This window comes from Pseudomonas sp. SJZ074 (genome assembly GCF_007828215.1).
In the GTDB taxonomy this organism is placed as follows: domain Bacteria; phylum Pseudomonadota; class Gammaproteobacteria; order Pseudomonadales; family Pseudomonadaceae; genus Aquipseudomonas.
Map to the genome: position 1 here is coordinate 36119 of NZ_VIUE01000023.1, position 20427 is coordinate 56545.

A 20427-nucleotide genomic window follows, 5' to 3' on the forward strand; every position below is an offset into this window, starting at 1 on the left:
CACTAACGGTTGCATGAGTCATCAGTCAGGCTGTGCCTGCACGTGATGGTGGCTGTGTGCATGGCGCCTTCGGGCGCGCCGGTTTGGTGACTTCACCGGTCTACTAACTTGCACACAGCTGCCGCCTTATTCGTTTAGTAGCGAGACGGTTGCGGCTCTACTAAAGGAAGTCCCAATGTTCAAAATAACTCCGAACCCTCCAGAAGCAGACCCCACCTCCCCCTACGCCGACGGCATCAACGCCCAAAAACTCGACGCCGCCGCCAAACGTGCCCTGGATTTCTACCTTTTACCGAAACCGGAAAAACCTGAAGCCACCACTCAACCGGGTCAGCTGTTCACCGTCGTAGAAGACGTCGACACCGAATGCCTGCTCGCCAACCTCAGCGAAACCCTGGCTTCGGCTGATGCGATGGTCAGTGATCTCGCATTCGAATTGGATGGCTCTCGCCGCCACGTTGCCCTTGGCATTCAGCAATTGATTGAGCTGAGTTCATTACTGGCGAACCGGGCGTTGGATAACGTTGAGCCGCGATAGCTACAAAATTTCTACAATAAAAGCCCGACGCGTTGCGTCGGGCTTGTTTTCATCTGTTTGGCACCAGGCAATAATCGGCCAGAAGCAGCCATCATCCATTGATGAGTTCCGGTCAATCTAGGCGGGTCGACAATGAAACGCTCAGCCCAACACGGACCGCTACCAAGCAGCGGAAAAATTGATCCGATCAGGGCTAATCGCCTCTAAGCGGTTACACTACCGGCACATCAGGATTGGATATTATGGCTAGCAGCGAACATCTAAAAGCGCTTCTGCGCTCACACATCAAGGGAGATGATGCCCACTTCCTGTCTGTCGCTATGCAGGTAGCGGCCCATGAAGCAAAGCAGGGGCATGGAAAGCTTGCGGAAGACCTGCGAGCTCTCATCGACTCGGCCAAGAAGAATCGCATGCCCTTGAGCTCTCCAGTTCCGATCGGTCAACCACGAGGCGAGCTGGGCAATCTGCTGTCTGCCGCTCTACCTCGCACTCGATTTGCGGAAATGATTTTGGATGAGGCCACGCACAATCGCTTAGCCCGAATCATCAATGAGCAGCGTAACTTCGAGAAGATCCGCGCTCACGGCTTATCGCCACGTCGCAAGCTCCTGCTTGTTGGCCCACCCGGTACCGGCAAGACCATGACCGCCTCCGCACTTGCTGGCGAATTAGGCATTCCTCTCTACGTTGTTCGACTAGACAGTCTCATTACCAAATTCATGGGGGAGACTGCTGCGAAGCTCCGACAGATCTTCGATGCCATACGCGATACTCGCGGCATCTATTTTTTTGACGAGTTCGACGCGATCGGTTCACAACGCGGTCTGGCTAATGACATAGGCGAGATTCGTCGCGTTCTGAACAGTTTCCTACAAATGATTGAGCAGGATCAGTCCAACAGCCTAATCATCGCGGCCACGAACCACCCAGAAATTCTCGACTACGCCTTGTTCCGCCGTTTCGATGATGTTATCGAATACGGGCTTCCTAATCAGCAACAAACCAAAGCAGTGCTAAAGAATCGACTTGTTAATTTTTCGAAGTCGATTCGTAGCTGGGACAAGCTCTGCAAGATTGCAGAGGGGCTCAGCTACGCAGAGCTGGGAAAGGCAGCAGACGATGCGATCAAGGACGCGATCATTCAGGACCGCCCACAGGTCGACATCAAGGATGTGGAAAAGCACCTTGAAGAGCGCAAGGCTTTCCACGGGAGACAACGTTCTTAAGGAAGTAAAGCCTCTAAATGACGGAACCAAAGGCAGGACAGCGACCACACTTTCATTTCCAGGGAACGGGACAGCCAGAACGGTTCCGTTCCACAGCATCCGCAAGCAGAGACCCACACTTCCCGCGTCAAGACCGAGACGCACACGGTGCGGCATTGCTTGGCTAGCTGCGATCCGTTGATGCGCAGATGACCGAGGCCATTAATCTTCAACGCCAATCCGGTAGAGATAGTGGGTTTGGCCTGCAGATCGAGTTCAGGAGCTTCCCGGGATTCGAATTGGCCTTCGAGGGACTTGCCCGTGGAGCGCAACGAATCGAGTTGCTCAATTTGCGCCGTGACCGAGAGAACCTTGTCGACATGGCGACAGTTTTTGTTCCTGATGGCCAGCTAAAGGCTTTTGAGAGCCTTATACGCCAGTACCTAGAGGCGAACACGACCAAGGGGCAGCCACGCAACGCACCGCTGCTCAACCCCATCCAGGAGATCCGGTTCGCCGCGTTTAATGCACTGTGGACCGATGATCTCTCGGTGCTCCCTGCGAACGATACTGATGCGATATGGTGGGAGTTCTGGTTGCCGGTCCGACAAGATCGCGAGGCCGTACTCAGCCGATTCCGCGCTATCGCAGAAGCCTCCGGCTTCAACACCTCGGACAAAACTCTTCACTTCCCTGAGCGCACGGTGCTGAACGTCTTCGCATCGAAAGCAGCAATTACCCAATCTATTCTGCTTCTCAATGAAGTCGCAGAAATTCGAAGGGCGAAGGAAACCGCAGAATTCTTCGACGCTCTGCCCGCAATAGAGCAACGCACATGGATCGATGAATTGCTTGTACGGACCGCGGCGGGCGACGAGAACAGCGTCCGCGTCTGTCTCCTCGACACTGGCGTGAACCCGGGGCACCCACTTTTGGCTCCGCATGTTGGTCTCAACGATTTGCACAGCGTCGATCCAGCATGGGGTATCCAGGACGACGTGGGGCACGGTACAGGTCTGGCTGGGCTCGCCCTTTATGGTGATCTAGTTGAGCCGTTGTCGTCACAAAGTCCCATCACGATCCAGCATCGGGTTGAGTCGGTGAAGCTTCTGCAGAGCGCCATGGGTAACCAGAAAGAGCCTTATGGTGCCCTCACCATGTCGGCAGTTGCCTTACCAGAAATCGCAAAACCGAATGTGGCTCGGGTGTTCAGTATGGCCATTACAAGCACCGACTCTCGTGACCGCGGCCGTCCGTCTGCTTGGTCCGCAGCAGTCGATGGATTAGCCTCCGATGTTCTCGGCGAACGGGCGAATCCACGGCTGATCGTAGTTTCGGCCGGTAATGCAGATCAGAATCAGGCGTTGCATTACCCAAACAGCAATGCTACTGACGGTATTCATGACCCTGGGCAATCCTGGAACGCGCTCTGCGTAGGGGCTTACACTCAAAAAGGCACAATTGACCCGCCTAATGCCACGTTGCAGCTGGTGGCGCCCACAGGAAGCCTGAGCCCTTACAGCACCACGTCGTTGACCTGGCAGCGCACCGCCTGGCCACTCAAGCCTGATGTGGTGTTCGAGGGCGGTAACTTGGTTAAGGACCAGTTGGCCGCTTACAACTATCCCTCCGTCTCCTTACTGACGACCTCCCACACTCCTGCTGTAAGGCTGTTCGACCTCACTAGAGCCACTAGCGCTGCTTCAGCATTGGCAGCTCGTATGGCCGCACAGATTTCGTCCAGGTACCCGGTCTTCTGGCCCGAAACTGTTCGGGCGCTAATGGTCCACTCTGCTGAGTGGACCGAACGCATGAAGCACGACTTCTTGGGTGCAGGGTCGAAAGCTGATTACGAGCGATTGGTGAAAACTTGCGGCTTTGGGGTGCCCGACGTGGGACGAGCACTGTGGAGCGCTGGCGACTCGCTTACCTTGATTGTTGAGGACGAGTTGCAACCGTTCATGAAGCCTATAAAGGGCAATCCCACAGCTCGCGACATGCATCTTCATGATCTGCCCTGGCCGACACAAGAATTACTCGATCTTGGCAACACCAGCGTAGAGATGCGAGTGACGCTTTCTTACTTCGTAGAGCCCAACCCAGGAGTCGTCGAGCGCGGTATCAAAGGACGTTACAGGTACGAGTCTCACGGTCTGCGGTTCGATGTAAGCCGTCCGACGGAAGAGAAGGCTCAGTTCCGGCAGCGTATAAACAAACGCGCACGCGACGAAGAAGACGGGATCTATCAGGGCGGTGGAACAGATCCGAACTGGATACTGGGACCCCAAACACGGCACAGGGGCTCACTACACTCTGATATCTGGCATGGTACCGCCGTTGAACTGGCCGACCGCAGTATGATCGGCATTTACCCGGCCCTCGGCTGGTGGAAAACCCTATTAAAGCAGGAGCGCTATAACGATCGTGTCCGGTACAGTCTCATTGTCTCAATCAAAACTGAGCAAGCCGACGTCGACCTCTATGCAGCTATCCAGAACGTGATTGCGGCTAGAACAGCGATTGTAACCCCTGTGTAAATCGCCCTGGATTAGCCCAGTCATGCTCAGCCAAGCTGACATGAATGGGCTTTGCCATATTAGGATGCATTCCCCGAGAGCGCTTCTGTCACCGCAGCAGAATACTTGACCTTCCCTCTTGTCGCCGTGATTACTCACGGCTTCGCTGCCAAGCGGGAGCAAGCCTCCTCGCCACAAGTCGGATCAGTCCGCAATCGCCCATATCCTGAACCCATGTCCCCACCAAAGAGCCATTTCCGGTCAAACCTTTTGGCCATTTCAATCCCCTTTTGGCCTCTCCCACCGTTCTCCTGAGTCCCACCCGCCGCAAGACTATCCTCAACCGATCAGTCCCCTTGCGGAGAACAACAAATGCTGACGATCTATTCAGACGATCACCACCTGCACCACGGCCGTTGCGAGCTCATGGACGGGCAGCTCATGCCCTGTTTCGAAATGCCCTCCCGCGCCGACCATGTGCTGGAGCGGGTCAAGGCTCGTGCACTGGGGCCGGTGGAGGCGCCACAGGACTTCGGCCTGGCGCCCATCCAGCGCATCCACACCCCCGCCTACCTGGAGTTCTTCAAAGGCGCCTGGGATCGCTGGGCCGAATACAACCGCGACGGTGACTTGCTGCCCTTCACCTGGCCGGCTCGCACCCTGCGCACGGTCATCCCGCAAAGCCTGCATGGTCAACTCGGTTATTACAGCTTCGACGGCGGCGCGCCGATCACCGCCGGGACTTGGCAAGCGGCCTATAGCGCGGCCCAGGTGGCCCTCACCGCCCAGGCTGAAATCCAGCGTGGCGCCCGCAGTGCCTTTGCCTTGTGCCGCCCGCCGGGGCATCACGCTGCCAGTGACTTGATGGGCGGTTATTGCTACCTGAACAACGCCGCCATCGCCGCCCAGGCATTCCTTGACCAAGGTCATAAAAAAGTCGCGATCCTCGATGTGGATTACCACCACGGCAACGGCACCCAATCGATTTTCTACGAGCGCAGCGACGTGTTGTTCGCCTCGATCCATGGCCATCCGGAGGCGGAGTTTCCGTTTTTCCTCGGTTATGCGGAGGAGCGCGGCGAAGGCGCCGGGGAAGGCTTCAACTTCAACTATCCATTGCCGGCCGGTTCAGGCTGGGACACCTGGAGCGCTGCGCTGGAGCAGGCTTGCACTGAAACCCAACGCTACGACGCCGATGTCATCGTCGTCTCGCTGGGCGTGGACACGTTCAAGGACGATCCGATCTCGCAATTCAAGCTCGACAGCCCGGATTACCTGGCGATGGGCAAGCGCATCGCGGCACTCGGCAAGCCGACGCTGTTCGTGATGGAAGGCGGTTATGCGGTGGCAGAAATCGGCATCAATGCCGTGAACGTTCTCGAAGGTTTTCAAAGCGCCCAATGAGGAAAAAAGCATGAAAAGACTCAAGCGTTTGATGGTTCCCGCCCTCTGCACCGCGCTGCTCTGTAGCGCCGCCCAGGCCCAAGAGCGGACTTTGCGTGTCTATAACTGGTTCGACTACATCACGCCCAAGGCCCTGGAAGATTTCAAGGCGCAGAACAGTCAGGTCAAGTTGGTCTACGACATCTTCGACACCAACGAAGCCTTGGAGGCCAAGTTGCTGACCGGTAATTCCGGCTATGACGTCGTGGTGCCTTCCAATGTGTTCCTTGCCAAGCAGATCGAGGCCGGCGTGTTCCAGCCGCAGGACCGCAGCAAGTTGCCGAACTGGAATCACCTCGATCCCAAGTTGATGAAGCTGATCGAGGCCAACGATCCGGGCAACAAGTTCGCCGTACCTTATATGTACGGCACCATTCTGATCGGCTTCAATCCGGACAAGGTCAAGGCGGCCCTGGGTGACAACGCGCCAGTGGACAGTTGGGATCTGATCTTCAAGGAAGAGAACATCAGCAAGCTCAAGCAGTGCGGCGTGGCGCTGCTGGACTCGCCTTCGGAAATCCTGCCCCTGGCCTTGCAGCATCTGGGGCTGGACCCCAATAGCAAGAAACCGGCGGACTATGCCAAGGCCGAGGCCTTGATGATGAAGATCCGGCCGCACATTACCTACTTTCACTCTTCCAAGTACATGGCGGATATCGCCAATGGCGATATTTGCGTGGCGGTGGGGTATTCCGGGAGTTTTTCCCAGGCGGCCAATCGGGCCAAGGATGCCAAGAACGGTGTGACGGTGGACATGCGCCTGCCCAAGGAAGGCGCGCCGATCTGGTTCGACATGCTCGCCATTCCAAAAGGGGCGAAGAACCCGGATGACGCGTACACCTTCATCAACTACTTGCTGCAGCCAGAGGTGATTGCGCCGGTCAGTGATTTCGTGGGTTATCCGAATCCGAACAAGGATGCTACCGAGAAGGTGGATCCGGCGATTCGTGGTAATCCCAACCTGTACCCGACGGAGGCGGCCATGGCGACGCTGTATACCTTGCAGCCATTGCCAAGGGATGCCGAACGGGCGCGGACGCGAGCCTGGACCCGGATCAAATCTGGGCAATGACCGAGGGGCGTGCTCGCGCTGGCGTTGGGTCAGTTACTGGCCATGTTGGATGTGCCGACGTCATCGCGAGCAGGCTCCCACAGGTTCTGCGCCGTGCATAAAGATCGAATATGCCGCTCCCACAGGGATCGGCATCGCCTGGCTCTTAACGACACGAGCAATACATAGTTACCACCTCCTCTGTTTCTCGCACCACTAGCATGGATATCCCGAAGCGCTCGACTTCGGGATTCCATTCATCGCGAGACAGGGAGACTCAGATGACAAGCACCTCTACCACCACGATCCCCAAGGCCGACGCCAACCCCAGGGACGCCATATTGAATCAGTTGCTCGCCGGGCCTACGTATCCGGAGGTCGCGTCCATACTTCTGCGCGATGGCCTCAAGAAACTTTACCCCACGCTGAACCTTGACCCGCACAACACCGTGGTCGGCGAGCCGGACTGGGACATTGTCGACGACGAAATCGTGCGACGTCCGACCCGCTATGAAACCCTTGCCGAGATGCTGGCCGGCCTGGTGAACGAAAAAAGCGATCCGATGCTGTTGATCGAAGGATTGCATTACCTGACCCAGCTGCCACTTGCCTCTCCCGAGGTGCATTTGCCGGTGCGCATCGACCAGATCGGGCGTCTGATCAATGAACTGGTGCCGGCCATGCTGACGGCCTGTCAGGAGCAACAGCTGGCGTACTGGAATGCTTCGCTAGGTGAGTCTGGCCCTCGCTGGCATGAGCTCTCCAGCGCGCTTCGCAAGGCGTGGAACGTCAGCCACGTCAAGGGCTGGACAACGACAGAATGCGACATGGCCAGGCAATTGTTCCATTACCCCGACCGCAAGGACCGCAAGGAGAACGACCCTTATGAATCCCATGCGTATCTGATTGACGTCGACAAGGTGGATGGTCAGGAGGTGAAACGGCTGGGCGACAACTCCATCGTGGTCCTGATCGGCACGATTGAAGGCAAGGAAGTCATCCTCAAGTACTCGATCGTCAACGGTTACGAGAAGTTCGCTTCGCAGGAGGCCCTGGGGCAATCCCTCCCGGCCCATTTTGGCGTGGCCACCTATCGCAAAATCCAATGGCGGTTGTACGAGCCCACCGGCAGTATTTTCGATCACAAGGCCTGCGGGATGATTGCCGAGCAGATCAAAGTCATCGGTACCTCCCCGCAGACATGGGCGACCTACGACCCCCCTGTCAACGGCGAAGAAGCCGATGAGGACGCGCTCGTGGCCTGGTTCCAGAGACAGATGCCTCATTGGTTGCTGGAGGCCACGCCGTCCGATCAGACGCTGTTTGCCCAGTACATGAAAAACCTGTCGATACTGAATCAATCCCATGCCGGCAAAACCTATCTGGATGGAATTCCTGCCATCAAGGACTACGCGTTAAGCGAGCTGAAAAAACAGATGGTTCTGGACCACCCCGATGCCTCGACGCTCGATCTGAATGAAATCGAATTCGAGGTGCGCAGCCCCGTTATCTGGGGAAGCTTCGTCGTACCCGGCAGGATCGACACCACCCGCTATACCCTGGTCGAGCTCGCCTTGCAGAACCTGATTGCGCTTCCCCTGGGCGACAAAGCCGTCCAGTCCCTGGGCGAGACCGAGTTGCCCGCGTGGATGACCGTGGCGTACATCGAAAACCTCATCACCCAAGTCGATATCGGTCGCACTTATCCTGAGCTGGTCAAGGGCAAGCTACTCGACGATGCCGCAGAATCGAGCCGTCGCGAAAAGTTGTACACCTCCCAACTGCGAATCCAGCTGCCGATGCTGGCGCTGGAATGCAAAATCCGTGGCGAAGGACACCTGGACGATAGGGGTTACCGCTACGTCGCCGCGCTGATGGAACCTGATGAAGCCAATCGCAAGGTGGATGGAAAAACCATTGTCGTGCGCCAACTGGCCTTCGTACCCGAACTGCAACTGGGTAACTCGGAAGACGTCGTGACCAATATGTTTGTCATCGGCCCCGAAGACTCGAGCGCCGGACCTTGCCTGCTGTATCGCCCCATGCTGGAGCCGCAGCTGAGCCAATATCCGTCATTCAGCAATCTGTTGTATGCGATCCGGCAAATCCCTTCGTTACGCCAATCGGTGCTGGCCTGGCTGCCCGATGGGGTGCGTAACGATTACGGCCGATTGGTTTTCCCGGACCTGCTGCCCTCCCCTTGGGGCATCGTGTCGTTCGTGACCGACCCTCTGACCTCCTTGGCCTATAGCGGCCCCGTCAGTCTGACCGACAAAACCCTGGGGACGGATTTCCTGTCGCAGTTATTCAAGGCCAATGCCAATGCCCTGGTCGAACTGGCCGATCGGGAATCGGTGTCCAACCAGGAAAATCGCTGGGAAACCTTCAAACGGGCAGGCTGGCTGATGTTCAACCTGACCTTGCCTTACCTGGGAACCGCTGTCGGTACCGCAGCCTGGCTCTGGCAAATCCTGGACGACGTCGACGCGTTGTCGCAAAACAAACCAGAAGCCGACCGACCGGCCAGATGGGAGGCGTTCACTGACCTGCTGCTGAACATCGCCCTGGCGATCATTACTCACGCCATCGACCGTGCCAGGGCTGCCAGAACTCCTCACCGCGCCCACGCCTCGCCAGCGGTGAACGAACTGGAAAGCCTGCCGAAAACACCCCATAAACTGGTGATAGAGCAACTCGGAGCACTTCAAAGTACGTCGCTGCCGACCGAGCACTACGAGGCCATCCGTTCCGTTGGCGCCTTGATGGGCAGATCGCGGGAAAGCGCACAGTTCATTGACACCTTCAGCATCGATGAACCCGCAGATCCGGGAGAGCTCCAAACCGAGGGCGTGCTCAAGGGGCTCTACGAGCAGACAGGGGACTGGTACGCCAAAATGGCGGACAAGTGGTTCAAAGTACGGGTCGAAGGCGACTTCGTCTCTATCATCGATGGGAAAAATCCCGCCCGCGAGGGCCCTCCCCTGATGGGGGATACCCACGGAAAATGGCACATCGATACACGCCTGCGAGTGCGCGGCAGTGGGTCCAAAGGTGTCAGGCAGAAAGTCATCGCCAACGCGCAGCGGCGTCGGATCGATCTGCTAGCTGCACTGAATCAATTTGAAGCAAAGAAGCCGGAGAACCAGAAAGCGCTGACGATGCAGGCAGAGGCAGTGGACGAAGCGTCGGGCGCGGCCAGGGAAATCAAGCGCGATGTGTATGTCGCCACGCTGAAAACCCAGCGAGAAAATTACGAGCAGGCGTTGAGAACGCTGATGGAATGGCCACTTTTCCAGTCAAGGCCCGACTACCCCCGCACCCGACTCGGCTACCTGAACGCCCAGATCAACTTCACGTTCGCCGAGTTGGAGGCTCTCCAGGAACGCTTCGTCCCGGCCTTGAACAAAGCCAAGGGCATGATCACGTCCGGAGTCAAAGTGTTGGAACAACAACACATTGACGCCGCCGAAAGCATGGTCAGCGTCGGCGACGACATGATCGAGCGCCTGGACTACATGGAGACGCGCTTCACCGAACTGAAGAACGTCGGCTATGAGGGCTTCGAGTTTATCCGGCGGCACCGTAAGAAGATGCCGCTCTATACAGCCGCCGACCTTCGCCTGATCAAGATCGATATGTATCGTCACCTGTGCCTGACACTGGAAAGTGTCGAGTCGATGCCCGAAGGCTGGGAAGCGCTCAACCAGGTTGTCGATAACGCCACAGTCGCGTACCAAAGCCTGCGCGACGCCATCGATGAGCGCAGCGTGATCCGGCTGGATGAGCGGATCGATGCATTCGGTAGCCTGGCCGAGCAGTTCGCCGCCATTGACGAACACCTTCATTACCTTAGCAACGAGTACAAGGGTAGCGTGCGTCAGCCCCAGCTCGCTCGACTGCGCACAGGGATCGCTACGCTTGAACAATGGACGTTGCGTCATCTGGCGGCCGCCCTCGATGAGAGAAGGGATCGGCGGAACGCTGGTTCTCCGTATGAGCAACGCCCCAGGCCGAGGAAGAAGTTCATTCGGGCGCGCTTCTGGGGCTTGGTCAGCGGCGAGCCGCGTTTATCCCGGTCGATGGAGGAAACCGACTGGCTCGACGTGAAGAATCCGTTCTCGGGAGACATCATCGTCACGTTCCATCGCAAGGAAACCGGCGAATGGATACCGCATATGAAACCCGACACCACGCCTTCTACCGTGCCGGCCTTGAATATCAGCGTCACGAAGGGCAACGATCTGATCAACGGCTTGACGGCGTTCAAGGCACAGATCGAGGAAACCGTGAATCAACCCGGCAAGACACCTGCCGGCATCGGGATGATCCTCAACGCCCACGCAGGCAGGATGGAGAAAGTCAGCGCGGCCATCAAGAAGGCCCTCGACCAGGCGCAAGGCGTGGCCTCAAACGAAACGTTCGAACTGCCGCAAGAGCAGCGACGCTCGGCCGAGACCCTGCGCACGCAGCTTGAGAAGGAAGCGAGCGCCCTTTATGTTCTGGGGTTCGAAACCGTCCTGAAAGTCATCAAACAACGCCCACCGACCATGAGCAGCATCATATGGCTTAAAAGCCGGAACCTGATTTCCATCACCAAGCAGAAGAGCCGGCAACGCATCAAGTATCCACCCTATGGCTTTCTCGACCGGTATGAGATCAAGGACCTGAAAACCGGCAAAACACTCTGGTTTGCGGACTTCCGTTACTCGACAAATTGGGTACCCGCCTACAGCTTCCTTTCAGCACGCTTGAAAACCGTTGCCCAAGCCAATCACAAAACCACCGTTGTCGCCGGCACCGAATCCCTCACCCAACGTCAACTGATCGACCACTACCGCGCTGAAATCGCCGTGGATCAGGCCAAGGACGTGTTCTTTAGAAAAACGCGATAAATGCAGGGCCGGGCATCTGCCGATGCCCGGCCCTCACGCCTCAGCTCTGCCAGGCTCTCGCCAGGCTCGCCAGCGCGGCAGCGATTGCCGCGGGTGGGACGGCAGCGAATCCCAGCACCAGCCCGCCACGGACCGGCGAGGTGGTGCTGGGCAACCAATAGTTGCTCAAGCCATTGACTTCGACCCCTGCCGCAGTCGCCTGGGCGATCAGTTCACGCTCACGTTCGATACTGTCCACCGGCACCGTGACATGCAACCCGGCCACGACGATCGGCATTGCGCCGATACCCGCGATGTTTTTTGGCCAGCCCGCCAGCAGCGCATCACGCCGTGTCAACGCGGCCCGGCGCATACGCCGGATGTGACGTTGGAAATGCCCCGCCGCCATGAACTCGGCCATCACCGCCTGGGTGCTGACTTCGGAGTGGCGCACATCCACGGCACGGCGACGGGCAAAGGCATCCACAAGGCCAGGAGGCAGCACCAGATAGCCCAGGCGCAAGGCCGGAAACGCCACCTTGCCGAACGTCCCGACGTAGAGCACGCGTTCTTGGCGGTCCAATGCCGCCAACGGCGCCAGCGGCGCGCCGCTGTAGCGGTACTCACCGTCATAGTCGTCCTCGACGATCCAGCCGTCGTTGCGCTCGGCCCAGGCCAGCAGCTCCAGCCGCCGTGCGAGGCTCATGACCACCCCGGTAGGGTATTGATGGGACGGGGTCACATAGGCCAGTCGACACGGGTTCAACGAGGCGAGCGCGCGACAATCCAGGCCCTCACCGTCCACCGGCACGCCTCTCACGTCGGCACCGGCCACGGCAAAGGCATGCCCGGCTGCGCGATAGCCCGGGTTTTCCACTGCCACGACGTCTCCAGGGTCTACCAGCAACTGTGCACAAAGGCTGATACCCTGCTGCGCGCCACTGGTGATCACAATTTGCTCAGCCGTGCAGTGCAAGCCACGAGAACTGCGCAAATACGCTGCGATCAAGCTACGCAAACGGGCATCTCCCTGGGAGTCGCCGTAACACAGCTGCTGCAAGTCCGGTTTGCGCCAGAAAGCCGCGTTCAGCTTGGCCCAGACGTCGAAAGGGAACAGATCGAAAGCCGGGACGCCCACCCGAAACGCCCGCGGTGGACCACTGGGAGGCGCTGGCAGATGGTGCTTTTCGACCCGCTCCAACGCACCACTGTGGATAACTTTACTGGATGAAATCACAGGCAAATCCAACCAATCTGTGGATAACCCAGTGGATAAGCCTGTTGAAAACCCTGTGGACACTTTTGTGGATATGTTTTTCTCTTCGGGTCTATTCGCGACCAAACTCGCTTCCCCGGCGGTCCCCATTCCAATGTGGGAGCGAGCCTGCTCGCGATGAGGCCGGCCCAGCAGGAGAGAAGACAGCTCTGCCACATAGGTGCCGTCCCCCACCCGCCCTTCAATGAAACCCTCGGCATAGAGCTGATCGTAGGCCCGGACCACGCTGTTGCGGGAAATCGACAGCGCCGCCGCCAGGTCACGGCTGGCCGGTAGCCGCGTGCCGCTGCCCAGACGTCCATCCAGCACCCGCGTGCGCAATGCCTGGTAAAGCTGGCGGCTGAGCCCTTGGCGACGGTCCAGCTCGATTCCGGCGGGGTTGAAGGACAATGGCGGCACGGCGTTGCTCATGACAACTCTCGCAAATGGACCTATTGAATTGGTCTTAAGTGGCTCTTACAACAGACCAATAGCCTGCCTAGGATGCTCGCATTCGCCAAGGAAAATCGTCATGTACAACCCCAAAGCCTTTGCCGTCGAAGACCTGTCCCAATTACACCGGATGATGCAAGCGTGTCGCCTGGCCTTGCTGGTCACCCATGGCGAGCATGGCTTGCAAGCCAGCCACCTACCGCTGTTGCTGGACACCCGACAAGGTCCCAACGGCAGCCTGTACGGGCACATGGCCCGGGCCAATCCACAATGGCGCGACCTGCAGGCCGGCGCCGAGGCGTTGGTGATTTTTGCCGGGGCCGATGCCTACGTCAGCCCGGCGTTCTACCCCGGCAAGGCCGAACACGGCAAAGTCGTACCGACGTGGAACTACCAGGCCGTGCACGCCTATGGCCGCGCCGAGGTGTTCAATGATGCCCATCGGTTGCGCAACCTGGTGAGTGCCCTCACCGACCGCCACGAAAGCGGCCGGGCCCAGCCGTGGCGCATCGACGAAGCGCCGGCCGAGTACATCGACAGCATGCTCAAGGCCATCGTCGGCTTCGCCCTGCCCATCCAGCGCCTTGAAGGCAAACGCAAACTCAGTCAGAACCGCGATCCCGCCGATGCTGCGGGCGTGCGCCAGGGATTGGCGGCCAGCCACGATGCGCAGGACCGCGCCGTCGCGCGCCTGATGTCCGAATTTTCGACCAAGGAATGAACATGAACCAGATCGAGATCCGCCCTGTTACCGCTGACGATCACGCCGCGTGGCTGCCGCTGTGGCAGGCCTACCTGAGGTTCTACAACACCGAACTGCCAGATGCGGTAAGCCAAAGCACCTGGCAGCGCTTGCTCGATGAGCGCGAGCCGACCCATGGAGCCCTGGCCTGGCGCGGCGACACGGCCATCGGCCTGGTGCACTTCATTTACCATCGGTCCAATTGGAGCATCGAGAACTCCTGTTACCTGCAGGACTTGCTGGTCACGGAGCCAAGCCGTGGCACTGGCGTCGGTCGTCAGCTCATCGAGTTCGTCTACGCCACCGCCAAGGCCGATGGTTGCTGCAAAGTGCATTGGCTGACCCATGAAACCAACGCCACGGCGATCCAGCTCTACGAGCGCATCGCCGAGCGCCCCGGCTTCATCCAATTTCGCAAAGCCTTGTAAGGAGCGCCCCATGTTGACTTCACTCGCCAATTGGAAAGGTGTTACGCCACCGTCCACCCAATTGATCGAAGGGCGCTTCATCCGCCTGGAAAAACTCGATCCGGCACAGCATGCCGACGGTCTGTGGCAAGCACTGGAAGGCCCCGATGCCGACCCGAAACTCTGGGACTACCTGCCCTACGGCCCCTTTTCCGAGCGCAAGGCATTCGATGCCTGGCTAGAGAATCATGCGGCGAACATAGATCCATATTTCTTCACGGTGATCGATCGCGCCAATGGCGAGGTGCAGGGCATTCTCAGCCTGATGTCCATCGTGCCGGCCCAAGGTCGTATCGAGATCGGCCATGTGACGTTCGGCGCTTCCATGCAGCGTTCGCCGAAAAGCACCGAGGCGGTCTATCTGCTGGCCAAAGAGGCCTTCGCCTTGGGTTATCGGCGCCTGGAGTGGAAATGCAACAACGCCAACGCCCGCTCGAAATATGCTGCCGAACGATTGGGGTTCACGTTTGAAGGCGTTTTCCGCCAGCACATGGTGGTCAAGGGGCAGAACCGCGACACCGCATGGTACTCGATGCTGGATTCGGAATGGCCAACCATCGGCGCGGCGTTCGAGCGATGGCTCAGTGAAGAGAATCAAAGCGAGGGCGGCCAGGTGCGTAGCCTGGCGGAGTGTCGCTCAGCGTGATGAGCGCTGGACGATCACCACCGCACATTCGTTCGCGTTGGTGATCGTCCAGCACGGCCTGTCAGGACTCGGGCGGTTTCCTCGTGGCTAGAAATGGCTTGATCACCTCGGGCGTCACTCCTATTCGGGCATACTGCCAGGCCCATTGCGGTATGACTCCATGGGCACTCACATAACTGGCGAAATTCAGTCGGTTGTGCCCCACGAGCCCCGCTGAAAAATCGAAATTATAGAGGAGGTACTGCGCTTGCCTGGCGCTCATGTTGTAAGCATCCAGGATCAGCCGATGCGCCCGGGCCTCGTCCTGGGTCAGGCTGTCGATCAAGGCGCTCGCGAAGGTTAACTCGCTGTCGAGCGAACCGGGTCGGCTTAGCACAAAACGGATGTTGTCGTTGCTGAATTGTGGCCCCATCAGATCCAGCCAAATGCTCCGGGCGCTTGCGCGCGTGATCCCACGCATGGCGAGAATGGACGACCACAGGTCCGGCCTGTTGAACAGGACAGCGATCCGGCTATTGGAAAACGGCTGGCCCGGCGTACTGAACAACCTGGCGACAGCCGACAAGTCGCTGTCCCTCACGTATCGGGCCTCCAGCATATAGCCGGAGAACTCCAGCAGGGCCTTGCGATGCGTGAACAGGTTTTGCAGATTCCAATCGTCGAACGGCTGCATCCAACGAATATCAACGCTACCGTACAGCTCCAACTCGTCATAACGGCCCGTGAGATATTGGGCAATGAGTTCAAGCCGCGCATCGGATAAGCCAGGGGTGCGTATCCATTGCGCAAGCAGGTTCAAGGGGAACAGCCCGCCCAGGTTGGAAGCGATCAAGGGGGACTTGAGCAGGATGGTCGCCCGCCTCGACAAGATAGGGAATCGTTGGAGGGCGACAGTCAGCAGGTCGACCAAGTCCTCGGCCCGATCGTATTGGATGAATTGGGCCAACAGATCTTCATCGTCGAACATGCTGCGGCCGGTTTCCTCCTTGAACCTTGTCCCGACCTTCTTCAAGTCCCCACTGTCCACCAGATAGGCACCGTTGAGCGTGTTTTCGAGTTGGTCTTCAGTGAGGTGGCCATGCACGGCCTGGTCGTAGCGGACGTACGCCATGCTGTTCTTGGGGTGGTGATCGGTCAGGTCCCGGGCCCTGACCCCGTATTCGAGCATGATATGGAGCACGTCCTGGGAGAACATGAGGAACTCATTGTTGAGCAGTTCGGCCAATTCCGCAGGCTCGACAGGCGCCAGCAGCGTGTCCTGGAAAAAGCTGCGTAGGGACTGATCGTTCTGGGTGTAGTAGGGAATGCTGCTCAGCACCGGTCGCCCCGGAGCCCGGGGAGACACGAAGCTGCCGATGTGGCGCAACATTTCCGGTGGCAAGGCGGCGTCCGATGCCTGGTTCAATACCCGGCGCGCCATGTCGTCTGCATGCAGGTGCAAGAGCCTCAACAGCGGCTGAAACAGGTTATGCGGGTTACGCACCCCGTAGACAATCTGACTCAGGTCGAATACCGCCCCTTCGCCCAACAGGTTCTCCAAGGAACGGGCATTATCAACGAGCGCCTGCTGCAACCCGGTGGGCTGCGTCACCAGGTAATTGTTGAGTTCCGGGTGCTGATCGATGTAGGCGGCGGCTTCATTGCGCAGTCCCTGCATCGAAAACCTCGGCTGCGCCTGCCCATCGTTCAAGCCCCGCGCGAGGGCGTTGAAGAAGCAATCGCCGTCGGCCGCGAACGTGACGTCCGTATCGTCAGCCAGCCTCAAGGTATAATGGTTTTCCCCCGTGCGTATCAGCACCACGTCCGTGCTTGACCTGAGCGGATGCGTGCCCGATGGGTAGCTGCTTTCGTACTGCCCTGGGGTGAAACGCACGGTCCAATCCCGGTGCCCATGGCGTCGATCGATGATCAGCAGGCTGCGATTTCGCGGCCAACTCGCAATACGGGTGATGAACGAAGGCACCAGTTCCATGATCTGGACGTCCCATACCCCTGGCGTACGGATCAGGTCGGAAACGGCGCGAAGCGATGGCGCCGATTGCTTGGGATCTGAAGGGCCCGGCTGGGGAGAGCCTTGCGACGGCCGCTTGCCTCCTCCGCCCAGGCCATACCCTACGGCGCGCCACTCGCCATCGGGCCCACGCGCCACTGTGCTCCTCATCACCCCACTGGAGCGGATGCTCAACCCTGTGACCGGGTTGACGATGGTGGCTTCGGTGGCCTTCAGCGACGTATGGTCGTGCACCCGGAACACCGTCCCATCGGGTTGCCGTACATACACCTGGCGCGTGACGCGGCCCGTGGCGCCATCGGTGATGGCGGGGCGATAAAAGCCCCGGGCATCCGCTGACAGACCACGGAGCAATGCGGTATCCGTCACGGCATAACGGCGATACAGCGCGTCCTCCAAGGGCAATCCGAGCAGCGCTTCAGTCGAGTTCTGCCGAGCCGCTGCCGGCAGGAAAGTCCCCTGGCCTCGCACCTTGAATGGCACGCCGCCTAAGCCTGGCGACCGTCGGGTGTTCGCCACCGCGTGCACGAACATCAGCGTGTCCAGGTGCGTGGGCACGGCACCGGTCTTGAGCACCAGCAAGCCCGTTTTGACCGCACGCGTCAGCATCTGGAAACCGGGGATGAGCAGCAGGCCTGCCAGGTCCATGACCAGCTCCACCACCATCATCGCCAGTCTCATGGCGGTCTGGTGACTGATATCCCGGTTGCTGTTGGAACGGTGATCGGCATGGGCGCTGTGGAAATTGACGTGGGCCCGGTGAAAGTTCTCGAGAAAATTGCCAGTGATCAAAAAGCCCCGGACCATGGGACGACCACGATGCTGCCCCAATGCGCGCTTGATCTCCTCCGAGTCTAGGGTGGACATCCGCGAACGGAAATATTTGCGCCATTCTTCTTGTTGCAGCAATCCCGTGACGCCATCGCTCAGGTCTGAAAACTCATGGAAATCATCGCCATGAGGACTGTCCGGAAAATAGACACCCACCGTTCCCTTGAGTTGTGGTCCCGGCTGGTCTGAAAGAATCAACACACCGTCGATACTGATGGCGTTGCCCATCGTGCCGTGCTGCAAACCGACGGTGCCGCCCAGGAGAAGACCATGGACGCACACGTTTCGCCCGCCGACCAATGGGCGCTGGATGGCAGTGTGCGAGTGCAGTACCGCCTCCAGCCAAGCCGTGACCCGTTTCTGCGACCTGGGTGGACGCGAGTCGGGGTTGGTCACGGTGGCCTTGAATACTTCGTCGCCCCTGATCTCAGCCACATAGCCTTTGAACTCCAGGCTGGCCAGGTACGCCGCCTGCCAGGCCGCCTTGTATTGCGGTGCGTTCATCTGTTCACGAAGCAGGATTTCATAGTTGCCACCGGCATCGATGCTCGACGCCATCCTGGCCAGTTCGCTGCCTGTCACCGTGATCAGGAAACCGCTTGCCGGGTGCCGGACACGTTGTCCATGCCGATCGACCAGATCAACGGCCAGCACTTCTCTCATCGCGTTCGGGTACTGCGGCGCACGCAGATTATCGAGCATCAACTGCGTCAAGCTGCTGGTCCTGGACTGCCTCGGGTTGGCCCGATCGCCGAAGAACAGCCTGACCATGGTCCGGTCCGGATCCGGCTCTATGCGCGGGTGAATGGTTTGCTGAAGGTATTGCCGGATCTTCTGGCGGGTGAACTGCACCAGCGTCGGAACACCGCTTCCCAACGCATAGACGGCCTGCAATACCCGATCTTCGAGATGGCGATAGCGAGCCTGTTCGGCAAGCGTCGCGGCTTTATAGAAAGCCGGACGACGATTGTCCACCAGGGTTTTCTGGCGGGCCGCCAATGGCCCGGCCACCGACAACAAGGGCAAGCCAAGGGCATCTTCGGTTTGCCGAGCAAAGTCACCCACCGCCACCGTTGCGTTTCCTGGCGCATCCAAGACCTTGTCCAACGCCGCACTTTGCATCTGCAACAGGTCCGCCGCCGCCACTTCAAAAACATGCCCGGACAGTTCGACGGAAATGTCCTGGATCCTGCATGCCTGGCCCTCAAAGGTGGGACGAACGTGTTTGACCAGGTCTTTGAAAGTGTTGAAGCGCTGAAGTCCATGCTCCAGGGAATAGAGGAACAGCGATGGCCGATCGGTAAATTTGATCACCATCGCGGCAGGCCATTTCTGCGGCTGCGCGGCGCCGCTATCGAGCCTGACCGCATAGACATGGGGAACCGGCGCTCGCAACAGGCGGCTTCTGTCCGCCTGGGAAGGACGGGTGGTGATGATGTCCAACAGACGGTCTTCATCGCCTAGCTGGATTCGCTCGTCCTGACTGAGTCGAGCGACAGGATCCCGATCGGCTTTGTAGAGGTCGAAAAGATGCAGGAAGCGCCGGGACAATAACTGCGCCAGGACGGCTTCGGTCGTGGTCGCCGCCGCCACGCCTGGCAACGCGTCCCAGTCCTTGCGTTGGTGAAAGAACGCCAATTCGTCACGGAACTGACGCTTCACCCGTTCATTCGTGGCTGGATGGATCACATAAAACACGGATTCCATGGCCCGCAACGTATGCTCGTCCAGCGGGCCGGCAAAGACGCTGTCGGCCTCATCCAGGGAATCCGGACGGGTGAAGAATCCGACGCTACCCTTCGGGAAGTCGGGCGCCGTGTCGCTGAGCAAACAGTTGCGCATGACGTGGGTAAAGCTGTCCGAGACGGTCAGGATCCGCCCACCGTCCGGGCCCGTGGTGAAGCGGCTCACATAGCATTGATCCGGTTCGATGTCCGGAAGCAGCGATGCACGAAATTTCTTGGCGGGAATCCTGGCCTTGAGCAGGCCTACCAGCAGCGCGCCCATCACCCTGTCAAAGGTGGGAACGGCTGCGAACAGATGGGTGAGCTGTACCTGGTGGGTATCCAGCAAGTCCAGTTGCCTGAGCTGTTCCTTCGCCTGGGCTTCGATCGTTTCTGATTGAGGTATAGGTGATGCAACACCCGGTTCATCCTTGGGGGAAATCGACATCTCAATGGTCCGGTTCTGATTGAAGAGTCCGGACCCTATCGCGCTGTTCGCCTTGAGATGACGTACATATGTATAGCGGGCTGTGGAACTGGGAGGGAAACGTAAGCTGATATTTATGGATAGCTGAAATCCGCTATCACGAGCAGGCTCGCTCCCATAGGGGAGTGCATTCCAAATGTGGGAGCGAGCCTGCTCGCGATGACAATCGATCAGCCGACGGATTCGT

At 58.8% G+C, this 20427-nt stretch carries 11 protein-coding genes; 9 read left to right on the forward strand and 2 right to left on the reverse strand.

Annotation, left to right across the window (positions count from 1 at the left end):
* Window positions 1–175: 175 nt before the first annotated feature.
* From FBX99_RS21245 to FBX99_RS21270, 6 genes are all read left to right on the forward strand, one after another.
* A complete protein-coding gene (locus FBX99_RS21245) occupies window positions 176–538 on the forward strand; it encodes a DUF6124 family protein (protein WP_144928990.1) in 363 nt (120 codons plus the stop codon).
* A gap of 242 nt (window positions 539–780) precedes the next feature.
* On the forward strand, window positions 781–1764 hold the full coding sequence (locus FBX99_RS21250) for an AAA family ATPase (RefSeq protein WP_144928988.1): 984 nt from the start codon (window positions 781–783) through the stop codon (window positions 1762–1764).
* A 188-nt stretch (window positions 1765–1952) separates the two neighbouring features.
* A complete protein-coding gene (locus tag FBX99_RS21255) occupies window positions 1953–4280 on the forward strand; it encodes a S8 family peptidase (RefSeq protein WP_144928986.1) in 2328 nt (775 codons plus the stop codon).
* A gap of 351 nt (window positions 4281–4631) precedes the next feature.
* On the forward strand, window positions 4632–5663 hold the full coding sequence (locus tag FBX99_RS21260) for a histone deacetylase family protein (protein ID WP_144928984.1): 1032 nt from the start codon (window positions 4632–4634) through the stop codon (window positions 5661–5663).
* A gap of 10 nt (window positions 5664–5673) precedes the next feature.
* The gene (locus FBX99_RS21265) at window positions 5674–6774 is read left to right on the forward strand and encodes a polyamine ABC transporter substrate-binding protein (protein WP_145132780.1); all 1101 of its coding nucleotides are present in this window, start codon (window positions 5674–5676) and stop codon (window positions 6772–6774) included.
* Between the two features lie 260 nt (window positions 6775–7034).
* Window positions 7035–11645: a dermonecrotic toxin domain-containing protein gene (locus FBX99_RS21270; RefSeq protein ID WP_145132781.1), complete on the forward strand. Its 4611-nt coding sequence runs from the start codon at window positions 7035–7037 to the stop codon at window positions 11643–11645.
* A 40-nt stretch (window positions 11646–11685) separates the two neighbouring features.
* Here the strand turns inward: FBX99_RS21270 and FBX99_RS21275 are convergent, their stop codons facing one another.
* A complete protein-coding gene (locus FBX99_RS21275) occupies window positions 11686–13311 on the reverse strand; it encodes a PLP-dependent aminotransferase family protein (protein WP_145132783.1) in 1626 nt (541 codons plus the stop codon).
* 100 nt (window positions 13312–13411) lie between these two features.
* On the opposite strand from FBX99_RS21275, the gene FBX99_RS21280 reads away from it, so the two are divergent.
* Genes FBX99_RS21280 through FBX99_RS21290 form a run of 3 tightly spaced genes read left to right on the forward strand, consistent with a single transcriptional unit; the run spans window position 13412 to window position 15187 of the window.
* Complete coding sequence (locus FBX99_RS21280; protein WP_145132785.1) at window positions 13412–14053, forward strand: FMN-binding negative transcriptional regulator; 642 nt, start codon at window positions 13412–13414, stop codon at window positions 14051–14053.
* 2 nt (window positions 14054–14055) lie between these two features.
* Entirely contained in the window at window positions 14056–14502 is a 447-nt protein-coding gene (locus FBX99_RS21285; protein ID WP_145132787.1) for a GNAT family N-acetyltransferase, read from the forward strand.
* Between the two features lie 10 nt (window positions 14503–14512).
* Window positions 14513–15187, forward strand: a complete 675-nt coding sequence (locus tag FBX99_RS21290; protein ID WP_145132789.1) for a GNAT family N-acetyltransferase — start codon at window positions 14513–14515, stop codon at window positions 15185–15187.
* Window positions 15188–15248: 61 nt separating this feature from the next.
* On the opposite strand, the gene FBX99_RS29275 is transcribed toward FBX99_RS21290, so the two are convergent.
* A complete protein-coding gene (locus FBX99_RS29275; RefSeq protein ID WP_256664107.1) occupies window positions 15249–20201 on the reverse strand; it encodes an OTU domain-containing protein in 4953 nt (1650 codons plus the stop codon).
* Window positions 20202–20427: the final 226 nt, after the last annotated feature.